The organism is Pseudoalteromonas sp. MMG013, assembly GCF_018100885.1.
GTDB classification, from domain to species: domain Bacteria; phylum Pseudomonadota; class Gammaproteobacteria; order Enterobacterales; family Alteromonadaceae; genus Pseudoalteromonas; species Pseudoalteromonas aurantia.
Genome location: NZ_JAGJEE010000007.1, coordinates 172,348 through 184,265 on the forward strand (window position 1 = coordinate 172,348; position 11,918 = coordinate 184,265).

At 37.5% G+C, this 11,918-nt stretch carries 11 protein-coding genes; 9 read left to right on the forward strand and 2 right to left on the reverse strand.

Annotation, left to right across the window (positions count from 1 at the left end; translation table 11 throughout):
* The first annotated feature begins 2 nt into the window (after positions 1-2).
* The 7 genes from J8L98_RS25165 to J8L98_RS09845 are packed head-to-tail and all read left to right on the forward strand — an operon-like array spanning position 3 to position 8,309.
* Positions 3-1,067 (forward strand): nucleotidyltransferase family protein, encoded by a 1,065-nt coding sequence (locus tag J8L98_RS25165; protein WP_210996255.1) that lies wholly within the window; start codon positions 3-5, stop codon positions 1,065-1,067.
* On the forward strand, positions 1,064-2,323 hold the full coding sequence (locus J8L98_RS09820; protein ID WP_210996256.1) for a hypothetical protein: 1,260 nt from the start codon (positions 1,064-1,066) through the stop codon (positions 2,321-2,323). Before J8L98_RS25165 ends, J8L98_RS09820 begins: the two co-directional genes overlap by 4 nt.
* Before the next feature lie 23 nt (positions 2,324-2,346).
* Positions 2,347-3,594, forward strand: a complete 1,248-nt coding sequence (locus tag J8L98_RS09825; RefSeq protein ID WP_210996257.1) for a class I SAM-dependent methyltransferase — start codon at positions 2,347-2,349, stop codon at positions 3,592-3,594.
* A 2-nt stretch (positions 3,595-3,596) separates the two neighbouring features.
* Positions 3,597-5,621, forward strand: a complete 2,025-nt coding sequence (locus J8L98_RS09830; protein ID WP_210996258.1) for a sugar nucleotide-binding protein — start codon at positions 3,597-3,599, stop codon at positions 5,619-5,621.
* Positions 5,614-6,141 (forward strand): WbuC family cupin fold metalloprotein, encoded by a 528-nt coding sequence (locus J8L98_RS09835; protein ID WP_210996259.1) that lies wholly within the window; start codon positions 5,614-5,616, stop codon positions 6,139-6,141. The genes J8L98_RS09830 and J8L98_RS09835 overlap by 8 nt, the downstream gene beginning before the upstream one ends.
* 15 nt (positions 6,142-6,156) lie before the next feature.
* Complete coding sequence (locus J8L98_RS09840) at positions 6,157-7,608, forward strand: PfkB family carbohydrate kinase (RefSeq protein WP_210996260.1); 1,452 nt, start codon at positions 6,157-6,159, stop codon at positions 7,606-7,608.
* Positions 7,605-8,309 (forward strand): nucleotidyltransferase family protein, encoded by a 705-nt coding sequence (locus tag J8L98_RS09845; RefSeq protein WP_210996261.1) that lies wholly within the window; start codon positions 7,605-7,607, stop codon positions 8,307-8,309. Before J8L98_RS09840 ends, J8L98_RS09845 begins: the two co-directional genes overlap by 4 nt.
* On the opposite strand, the gene J8L98_RS09850 is transcribed toward J8L98_RS09845, so the two are convergent.
* On the reverse strand, positions 8,296-9,075 hold the full coding sequence (locus J8L98_RS09850; protein WP_210996262.1) for an FkbM family methyltransferase: 780 nt from the start codon (positions 9,073-9,075) through the stop codon (positions 8,296-8,298). The genes J8L98_RS09845 and J8L98_RS09850 overlap by 14 nt on opposite strands.
* Positions 9,076-9,254: 179 nt before the next feature.
* Between J8L98_RS09850 and J8L98_RS09855 the strand changes: the two genes are divergently transcribed.
* Both J8L98_RS09855 and J8L98_RS09860 read left to right on the forward strand, forming a co-directional pair.
* A complete protein-coding gene (locus tag J8L98_RS09855) occupies positions 9,255-10,271 on the forward strand; it encodes a phytanoyl-CoA dioxygenase family protein (protein ID WP_210996263.1) in 1,017 nt (338 codons plus the stop codon).
* Position 10,272: 1 nt separating this feature from the next.
* The gene (locus tag J8L98_RS09860) at positions 10,273-10,962 is read left to right on the forward strand and encodes a hypothetical protein (RefSeq protein WP_210996264.1); all 690 of its coding nucleotides are present in this window, start codon (positions 10,273-10,275) and stop codon (positions 10,960-10,962) included.
* Positions 10,963-10,978: 16 nt separating this feature from the next.
* Here the strand turns inward: J8L98_RS09860 and J8L98_RS09865 are convergent, their stop codons facing one another.
* Positions 10,979-11,911 carry a Gfo/Idh/MocA family oxidoreductase gene (locus J8L98_RS09865; protein WP_210996265.1) on the reverse strand — a complete coding sequence of 311 codons (933 nt, stop codon included), beginning with the start codon at positions 11,909-11,911 and terminating at the stop codon, positions 10,979-10,981.
* Positions 11,912-11,918: the final 7 nt, after the last annotated feature.

The window sequence follows — 11,918 nt, forward strand, 5'->3', positions numbered from 1 at the left end:
AAGTGTCAAAACCAAATATTCAATGGCATAAATGTCTATTACTTACCAAACACTCAATTAGGGATGCCGTTAGGACGATCGATGAGAGTGGCTTGCAAATTGCGCTCGTTGTAGATAGCAAGAATACTTTACTTGGTACCGTCACCGATGGAGATATTAGGAGAGCTTTGCTTAAAGAGCTGCCGTTAGATGCACCAATAAATCGAATAATGCATACAACGCCTCTAGTTGTAACGCCCCACATCAGTCGAAGTCAAGTAGTGCACCTGATGAAGGTAAACAAAGTGCACAAAGTGCCCATTGTAAATGATGAGCATCAAGTAATAGGCTTGCACATATGGGAAGACATTGAGCTATGTGACTCCCCTATTAAGGTCCCTTTTGTCATAATGGCTGGTGGTTTAGGGAGCAGGTTAAGACCTTATACAAATACATGCCCAAAACCTATGTTGAAAGTTGCTGGTAAACCAATGCTAGAGCATATTATTGAGCGAGCAAAGGAAGAAGGGTTTTCAACTTTTATTATTTCGATTAATTATTTAGGTGAGAAAATAAAGCAATATTTTGGCAAAGGCAAACGCTGGAATATTAACATCCAATACTTAGAGGAAAAGGAGCCTTTAGGTACTGCCGGTGCGCTGGCCCAACTGAAATCTAGCCCTCATAAACAGTTTGTTGTCACTAATGGAGATGTGATGTCTGACCTTCGGTTTAGTGATTTCCTCAACTTTCACATTGAAAATGGTGCAATTGCTACAATGGCAGTCAGAGCACACGAATGGCAGAACCCATTCGGTGTTGTCGAAAATGATGGAATTAACATTTTAGGCTTTAAAGAAAAACCGATCATAAAATCACAAATTAATGCAGGCGTTTACGTATTAAATAAAGACGCAATCAATCATCTTTCTGACAATAAAGCGAGTGATATGCCTCAGTTGTTCACATCTTTGATGAAAAACAATATGAAAACTATTGTGTTTCCTATGCATGAAACGTGGGCTGATATCGGCAAACCAGAAGATTTACATAAAATAAATAAAAGCAGCAAAATAACTAAACTATGATTGTTTTATATGGAATAAATAAAGTAACAGAAACTCTTCTACAAACTATTAACGAAGAAGTAATACTTGCATCAACACACGGAAAAGAGGTATTTCCTGGTTATAGTGTCCTTAATCTACAAGCTCTATCAGAAATTGATGAAGGCCGTATAGATAAAATTATCATTTGCTCAATGTATGTAGAAGAAATATCTAACAGCTTATTATTAAAAGGTTTTTCTAACGACAAGATCAGCTTTTTCAATTGTGTAAGCTGCCTTATTGAGCCGCTTGCTCCTCGTCAACCACCTTTAAATTCAAATAAGATTTTTTACACTACCTTTGATCTTGCGAAGTCATTGCCATCATTTGATGCTGTTAATTTCTTTTGCTCTATAGAGTTACAAAGAAAAAAACGAGGCGCAGAACATATCCACCTTTTGATCTTGCCCCCAATTTCTGACTCGCGACACTTTCAAACTAATATTCATCATGACGCTGACGATACAGTCTGGCGAACTCATCAAATCATTTTGCATTTAGCTCGTTGTTTACCCAGTATAACTGGGGTTTCAGTGCTAACTTATCGTGAGCAACTACTGCACTACCCTTTAAATAGCTCAAACAGTGATTGTTATACCTATGATTTAGAAAACCCAAAGAATATGGTTACATTTAACGATATCCGAGAGGATATAGCATCTGGTCTTACATCTAAGATCTTTAAAGCTCCTACACAAGCCACCGCTATTGCTAAGCAATTTATAGCCACTTTTAGCCAAGAAAAGCCTTTGGTCGTTATTAATTTAAGAGAATATACACAACAGCCTTTTAGAAACTCAGACTTAATGTCGTTAGGCATGTTTGTTACTTGGCTTGAAGAGCGAGGATATTATCCAGCACTAATGCGAGATACTTATAACCTTTATGGGGAGCTCCCAGAGCCCCTCCGCAATGTAACGTGCATTCCCGTCGCATCTTTAGATTTAACTGTTAGAATTGCGTTTTATCAGCAAGCTTTTTTGACAATGTCTGTAAATACTGGCCCTAGTAATGCTTTTTATTTTGTAAAAGACTGTAACTCCATTGAATTTAGATGGAACGATGAACAGTTTTTTTCAATATCCAAAAGTACCATGGAGGCAACTGGTTTTCCCTATAAACAGCAGCCCTATTTTAAAAGTACAGACTATAACAAAGTGTTTTGGGGGAAAGACTCATATATAAACCTCAAAGCAGCCTTTCAAAAATTTGAAAGCTGTCACACTCACATGTAATCACTCGAGGCAGAAGTCACAGTATGACTATTAACATTAAACACCGACGCACCTGTCGATTATGTAATGCAGAAGATATATCGCTTGCGGTAAGTATGCACCCAATCCCTCCACAAGAACTTTATCTCGCAACAAAAGAGCAAGCACAAGCTATTCCGAGATTTCCTGTGGATGTATATTTCTGTAACAATTGCAGCCATGTTCAACAGCTCGATATTTTAGATTCAGATACTTTATGGCAAGAGTACACCTATTTATCAGGTCAAGCTAAAGGCATGAAGCAACACTTTGAATCATTCACAAAAACCGCAATTAAAAAACATGCGCTAGGTAGTTCTGGTTTAGTTGTTGATATCGGGAGCAATGATGGTTCTTTATTAGTCAACTTCCAAAAAGTGGGGTTTTCTGTACAAGGCGTTGACCCTGCATCACAAGTGGCTAAATTTGCACAAGCACAAGGTATTCCAACAATTGTCTCAGGCTTTGATCCTGAAGTAGCGTCTGAAATTATTACCGAGCACGGAAAAGCGAAAGTAATCACAGCGTTTAATGCATACGCACATGCTGATGATCTACATGCAATGACACGAGGTATTAAGGCACTATTAGACGACGATGGCGTCTTTTTTTTCGAAGTGCAGTATTTACTGGATGTTATAGATAAGGTGTTAATTGGCTCAATCTTTCATGAGCATATGAGTCACCACTCCCTCATTCCATTACAAAGGTTTCTTGCTCAACACCAATTAGAAATCATTGATGTTGAACACGTCTCTATTCAACATGGTTCTTTAATTGGTGCAGTACAACACATGGGTGGAAAGCGTCATATTTCCCCAAGTGTTGACGAGCAAATATCAATTGAAATAACCCAAAAATTAAACCATTTTAGTAAAATCTCTCAGTTAAAAGCTGCTATTTCAAACCTTAAAGCGGATGCTCAGGCATTAACAATGCAACTAATTAACGACAACTGCACTATTGCCGCTTTCGGTGCTGCACGCTCAGGACAAACTTTAATCTCGCAACTAGGTATCGAAGGTGTCATTCAATATATCCTCGATGATCACCCTCTAAAAGTAGGAAAGTACCCCGCTGGTGATGGTATTCCAATAGTACCTACTTCCACATTGCTAGAAAAAATGCCTGATTACATAATAATCTTAGCTTGGGTACACTGTGAGCGAATTATTCGTGACAACCAAGCTTACTTAGACAAAGGCGGTAAGTTTATTGTACTGACCCCCAAAGTGACAATAAGAGAAGCCTAATTATGGGAAAAAGCAAAGTTTTAGTTGTCGGTGGTGATAGCTTTTTAGGTAAACAGCTTGGCGTAGAACTCGATAGTATGCATGTAGAGAGCTATCTATCGACCAGAAGAAAGTCTTCAGTCTCACAATACAGGCCTTTTTTAGATTTACTTCAACCAAAGTTGTCTAACGCATACGACCACGTTGTTTTACTAGCTGGCATTTGGAATTATCACGCATGTGCTACTGATCCTGACGCATATACCATCAACGTCATAAATATGATTGAAATCGCACAAGCATGCTGGAATAAAGGAGCATTTGTTACATTTATATCTACTAACACCGTGTTTGGTGGTGATAAACCGTGGTGTAACGAAGACGCCCCTTTAGCTCCTTCATTTCCATATGCCCAACACAAAGTAGATGCGGAGTTAGGCTTACAAAAAAAAGCAAAGCTTCTCGGTTTCGAATCTAAACTAAATATTATACGCCTGACAAAAATATTAGATTCGAGTGTCTCACCCCTCCCATCATGGTTACCGGAACTGGCTAACAATAACAAAATCACCCCCTTTTCAGACCTTGTTTTTGCGCCGATAACACGTGAATTCGCTTCCCAATCTATTGCAAAAATTGCTTTATCAGGCATTGCAGGCACCTTTCATCTTTCTGGTGAAAAGAATGTTAAATATGATGAGTTTGCGAAAAATATTGCGATAACAATGGGACATTCACAAAAGCTAATCGAGGCGACCACTTCGACTAAAGCTGGTATAAAAATACCATTTTTACCACTGTATAGTGGCTTGGGAATGCGTAATACAAATGAAGTATTTAAAATAGCCCCTCAACCTTTGCAACAAGTTGTTTCAACTATAGTCGCACAATACCATGCAAAGAACAGTTACACATGTAAAGTGTGTCATCAAAAGAATGTCAGACTCATACTTAACTTTGGGCCTCAGCCTATTTGCAATAACTTTCAAACGTCACCAAATACGGCTCCTAGCTATAAACTTACTTTTGGGCAATGTACACATTGCAGCACAGCCCAGCTGGTAAATAGCCCCTCAATTGAAGACTTGAGGCCACGCCTAAACTGGCTAGCTTATAATGAGCCCGAAACACACCTTGATGAAGTCGTTAAACAGAGCGCACACATTATCGGCTTCGAAAACTTAAAGAAAGTACTTGGAGCGACTTATAAAGATGCCTCAATGCTGTCTAGGTATACGGACATGCTTGAATGTTCACAAGCAACTATACAGCCGCAGTCAATACCTGAGTCACACGGACTAGAAACAATCCAACAAGCGATTTGTGATAGAAACGTAATTGGAATTAAAAGTGACTTAGTTATTGCTAGGCACTTAATTGAACATTCTGATAAACCAGTTAAGTTATTAAAAGAATTAAGCAGCTTCATAGATGATACAGGTTATATCCTTATTGAATTGCCTGCTAGCGAACATATCTTTGAGCATAATAATCACCCATTTATTTGGGAAGAACACTTTTTGTATTTTACAGAGTCATCTGTAGATTCATTGATCGAACAAAGCGGCCTAGTAAAAGTTCATCATTGGCGCTTTAAATACGACTATGAAGACTCGCTTGTTCTTCTTGTTAAAAAGGCGCAAAAAAATATACCACACTCTGTCAAACATGTTTGCTTAAAACCCGTGCAATCTTTTGCCAAAACCTTTCTTGAAACGCAATGTGCTTGGCAAACGCAGTTAAAAAAGCTAAAGCAAGAATATGGGGGGATAGCCGTATTTGGTGCTGGTCATATGTGCATTCGATTTATAAATTTTTACCAATTGTCGGATTATATTGACTATGTTATTGACGATAACCCTAATAAAATTGGCATGTATCTCCCAGGTAGCGATATAATTATCAGTGCAAGTGTCAATATTAACGTAGAACAAGCCCCCGTATGTATTTCAACATTAAGCCCTGAAAGTGAGGCGAGGGTCGTTGCAAAGAATACTTATTTGTCATCGGGTGTACTATTGATAAGGGCATTTAAAGAACATGACTAAACAAAATCACAAATATTCAATGCCTAAATATTTGCGTGAGGAATCATACGAAGTCTACCGTTTTACTGGAAAATACCCAGTCATAAGAATAGACGACTTATTATTTTTAAAAGAACGAGCTAATAATTCAGAAAGAAAACGAGCACGCATTTGTCTACATGAAAGTAATCACTGTGCTTTACAAGAGATGGTTATTGCTCTTTGTAAAGGAACGTATGTACCACCACATAAACATGAGCATAAAGTGGAGTCGTTTACTGTACTTGAAGGCAAAGCACGACTCATCATTTTTGATATTAGTGGAACTATCATTTCACAACTTGAACTAAGTCCCAATGCATGTAAATTCTGTCGTATTCCAAAAAATCAATTTCATACACTTGTTATAATAAGTGATATTTTCGTCGTACTGGAAACAACACAGGGACCATTCAGTAATGATGGAACTGAAAATGCCGAGTTCGCTCCTACTGACATAAGCCTCGGTTTGAAGTATTTGAACAATATTATACTGAACTAATTTAAAGTGAAAAAAATGAAACGCCTCATACTTGTCTCAGGAAACTTTGATGTTTTACACCCTGGTCATATTCGATTACTAAAATTCGCACGAGAGTGTGGTGATCATCTCGTTGTAGCTGTAACCAGCGATGAGCAAATGGAAGTTAAAAGCAGAGTTAAACAGCAGCATAGGCTTGAAGTAGTTAATTCACTCGAATGTGTAGATGAAGCTTTCATCAGCACTACATCTCCGGAACAAAATATTCTTAGACTAAAGCCTTATGCCGTAGTAAAGGGCAAGGAACATGAAACTCAACTCAATCAAGAACAAAGTGTACTTGACAGTTATGGCGGAAAACTAATTTTTGGCTCTGGCGAATTTGAGACGAACTCTGAGCAATATTCGAGACATTCACATTCACTATACGAACACTACGACTTTACCCAGGCACAACGATACGCACAAAGACATAACATAACCCAAACAGCTCTGCATGATATCTTAGATCATATTCAAACATTACGTGTTGCCGTCATAGGTGAAGTAATAGTCGATGAATATGTTCATGGAACAGCTGTTGGCATATCTCAAGAAGATCCCACCATTGTAATGACGCCAGAGAAAAATGAATTATTCTTAGGTGGTGCAGCTATCACCGCAGGGCATATCAAATCACTTGGAGCTGATGAAGTTACACTTATTTCTGTACTAGGTGACGATGACATACAGAATTATGTAAAAAATAATATTGATAAGTATCAACTGAAATACCACCTTTTAAGCGATGTAAGCAGGCCTACGCCATTAAAAACGCGATACCGTGCGGGTTCTAAAACTCTACTAAGAGTCAATAAGTTAAGACAGCATAAAATATCAAAACAATTACAAGATGAGATATACAAATATATTGAGAACCTCGTCAATAATATTGATCTACTCGTCTATTCAGACTTTAATTATGGTATTTTGCCGCAAGATTTAGTCAATAAAATTTCGACTCTATGCGCAAAATATAAAGTAACAATGGTTGCTGACAGCCAAACATCCTCACAAGTAGGAGATATATCTAGATATAAGAATGCAAAATTACTTACACCTACAGAAAAAGAAGTGCGTGTTGCTTTGAACAACTCTGATGATGGTCTAGTAGTACTTGCAAATAAGCTATGTGAGCGCGCAAACCCAGAAAACCTCGTGGTGACTTTAGCTGGAGAAGGTGTATTTATTCATATTCCAGATAACAAAAACAATACATGGGAAAATGATACGCTACCAGCTTTTAATAAGAATGCCATAGACCCAGCAGGTGCCGGCGACTGCTTTCTTGCAACGAGTAGTTTAGCGCTTTGTGTAGGAGCAACACCGTGGCATGCTTTCTACTTAGCCAACTTATCCTCCGCATGTCAGGTTTCCACTTTAGGTAATTCACCATTGAAAGCGCAAACTTTACGACATATTCTTGATAGATCAATGAGGCAACAATGAGAGCCGTTTTACTTGCTGCGGGGCTGGGCACAAGATTAAAGCCCCTAACTAACACTATACCAAAATGTTTAGTTCCGATTGGTGGACGACCTCTACTTGATTACTGGATAGAAAAGCTTATTAAATTAGGAATATCTAAAATTTTAATCAACACCCACTATAAATCAGAACTCGTTGAAGCATTTGTGCATTCACATAAATACCGAGAACAAATTTACCTTTCGCATGAAACTGAACTACTTGATACAGGTAGCACTTTAATTAAAAATAGAGAGTTTTGGGATAGTTCGGATGTTTTAATCGCTCATGCCGATAACTTTACCACCAGTGATCTCAGTGGGCTAATCTCAGCGCACAGCTTCCGAGCAAGCCATATTGATGTAACAATGTTATTGTTTTACTCTGACACACCACAATCTTGTGGCATTGTCGAACTAGATGAACTGAACATAATAACAGGGTATTTCGAAAAAGTAGCTCAACCACCAACTAATTTAGCAAATGGAGCTGTCTTTTTATTTTCCCCAAAAGTATTCCAACGTTTTTTTCAGCCAATGCTACGTGAGAAGCGGCTCAGTCTATGCGCAGATATAGTGCCCACTATGATTGGCTCTATGCAAGGTTGGCTTGTTGATGGCCCTTATATGGATATTGGTACACCGAATTCTTACCAGCGGGCAAACGACATTACTTACCGGTAAAGTCAAAAATAACATTAACGGCCTTCGGGTCTCTAGCAGTGAAACCTAGTTTTTTCATCGTGTTGAGCATGTTTAAGTGATCATCCTCAAATTTACTCACTTCAATTAAACATGAGCGACATTTTCCAGAAGCTAGCAATTTCATTGCACCTTGTAATATTGCTGGTTCAACACCATCTACGTCTATTTTCAAAAAGCTAGGGGGAGAAAAATGCTGATTATAAACAAGATCATCAATAGTCGTAACTGCAATTCCTTGTCTAAAAGCAGGCTCAAATTCTTTTCTTCCATCGGGGTCATTAGAGTCGTAAATATTAATTGGTTTATCAACTGCATTCATAGAAGCTCCTGGAGTCTCCCAATTAAGATATAAAGACGTAAACCCGATATGTTCTGCTATCGCTAAATTGTAAGCGGTAATTTTACAACCCAATTTATTCAAGGATATATTTTTATTCAATAAATAATAATTACCTGATTCAGGTTCAAAGCTAATGCATTTAGCGCCAGTTAGTTTTGCTGCTAAAAGTGTATAAGTACCAACATTGGCACCAACGTCCCACAATATGTCGTCTTCTTTCAGCTCTTTTATCCATTGGATTGTTTGTGGCTCTGCTGACAAGCAATATTCAGCTCTCCCCCATGCATGGTGAGTTGGGATAGCAAACTGCACTTTGCTATCTTCTACTGCTACTTCATAGATCGGTAACGAACGTTCATATATTAGAATTTCATCCATTTCATATTTATCATTAATCTTCACCATTTAAAAGGCCAACCTATTAACTTAGTTTACACACGGTTAAACTTTAGTCGAGAATATATGAATTAGGAAGTTTTTCTCAATATCAAAATCTATTTACTCGCCAAACCAAGTTTTGGTCTACCTTTTGCTTGTACTACCGTATCATGTAAATGTACCTAAGTTACGGAGTAAATATAACAATGATTAATAATTTTGACGAGTTATCTGATTTAGCAAACAACTCACCAAAAAAATTCGCTCAGCTATTAATTTCCCAGTACATGTCCGAGAAAAACTCTATTTTTGAATTGTTTGGAGCAGAAATAAAATCACTACTCCAATCGAATCAAAAACTATTTTGGCACTTATGGACAGAAAGTGAACAAGCGCAACTTGACCTATTACCGCCTCCTAATGATAAACATCAATCATTGCTGAATACTTTAGAGCAGGATGGTATTTGTATTATCAATGATTTTTTCGATAAAAATACTATTCTATTATTGCAAAATGAATGGGAAAATAGCTTCAAGCAGATGCCTAAACAAGATGAGAAGGCTATCCAAAAAGCACTGAGAAACCGATTTACTTTTGATTTAATTGATGGTATCCGATACGTACAAAGCTCTCCATTTGATAACAAGCAACGAATATTATTTCAAGATCATGGAAAAACACCTTCTGCATTCTCTAAGTTTGTTCTCAACAACACGACATTCTCAGAGGTTGCTCAACGCCATTTTAAGCTTAATACGCTTCCCACCCCTAGCTTTGTTATGGCAGAATATCTCCAGAATGTGAAAATGCCTAGACAAGATTTATTTTGGCACATTGACAACCTGAGTGACCAATTTAAAGTTATGGTTGTACTCGAAGACATGAGTGAAAATGATGGTCCATTTACATTTATTAAAGGTACTCATAAAGTTAAATATGAATATCAAGAGCGTTATCATAAAATGTATGCGATGAATGGCCTCTCCACTCAAGAGCATAATCATTTTGAACCGGGTTTTACCAGCAGTGAAAGTGCTGAAAAAGCAATACTGAATGCTGGAGATATTGTATTGTTTGATTGTAAAATTCACCATAGTGCAAGTTTTGTCAAACAAATGGGGAGCCGAAAGAATTTAGTCCTTTATTTCAACGAAATCCCTACCATAAGAAATAATATTCTCCAAAAGTTTGACCACTTCTTGAATTTCGGACTTAGATAAAATGAATAAAAAAACGAAGGTGCTTATATTAACTGACTCTTTGGGGTTACCTCGATGCGCTCCTGAAGAAACAGAAGATAATGATGTGTGGGTTTATAAGTTAACTGACGCATTGTCATCAAGCTACTCTTTTAGAATGTTGCGTCAACGAAGCTTAGACTCTAGCCGTTTGATCGAAAATATCGATTCATCACTTAAAGCTTATAAAGACGTCGATTTTGTAATCTTGCAAGTCGGGATTGTTGATTGTTACCCTAGAACTATTAGCAAAGAGAATTTGCGTTGGATAAACAAAACACCGAAATGGGTTCAAAATTTTATCTACAAAAAAGTAAAATCAAATGCAAATTATTATATTGAGCGTCATGATAATAGATTCGTGAAGCCTGATGAGTACTTGCGTAACATTGAAAAACTAAAAAGCACCTTTCCCGACAGTAAGTTTTTAGTGATCCCAATTGGGCCTGCCTGTGAGAGTTATGCCAAAAGCAACTCTAAAATTAAGTCCTCTATTGAAGAATACAACCTTATATTAGAGAAGTCATTCCAGACTGGATATTTAAGCAACATATTTGAGGATGTAGAGCTAACAGACATGTACATCTCAGATGGCCACCACCTAAGTGAACAAGGCCATAATCGCGTATTCAATTCCCTACATCAGCATTTTAAAAACCTTAATCAAGTTTAGCAAAACTAACCTTCCCTCAATACCCAGCTATTTTCATATATTGAGGGAGCATTTCTACATATGCACTAACATTGACCATATCAGCCTGTTTACTCCCTAAAAAACTCTCAGTTTGTTTATACAAACCAGGCTTAAAATCTATATCTAAACTAGATTCAAGTTCAAATTTAGACATTGAAACGGAACCCTTATTTTGTATGGTAAGCTCTTCAAATGGAGACAAATAAATTTTTCTTTTACGCGTTTGTATTTCAATAGCCCAACGACCTGCCGATTGCCAGTCAGCATGATAGCTAAATAAAACGCCTGTTTGTGTCACACCTGAACCACTGAACAAAGCTGGTTTGTGCCAACTTAATTCACCCGAGTGATAGCATGACATTTCAGCTGGTGCTCCAGAGAAACTAAACGCTAAATCAACAACATGGAGTGAATTACATAAAAACCAGTTCTCCAATTCTTTTTTTGGCTTACTTAATTTTTCAATTACATGAGACCACTCAGTAAACTCAAATTGAACGGCTCTTACTCCGCCATCCTCTTTTATTAACTGATGTGCTTTTTCAACTGATGCATAGAATCTTCGATTTAATCCTATATAAACATTAGCATTAACCTCAATCGAGGCTCGATATAGCTGCTTTGCTTCGCACAATGATAAAACAGCTGGTTTTTCAACCAATATTGATTTAAAGCCAATATCGAGTAACTGCATGGTAATATTAAAACTTGATAATGTACTTACACACACTATCGCGCTGTCGCACCGAATATCAGCACCTTTAACCACTTCATCAATTGGAGCTCTATGTACAACAATTCCTGTTTTGCTCTCAAACTCCTTTGCTGACAGCTCTCCTCGTCCAATAACGTTAAAAACTTCATTTTGCGCTTTAAGTACTTTTGCATACTCAATGGCCATATTGCCAGCACCAATTAACCAAATCATATCTACC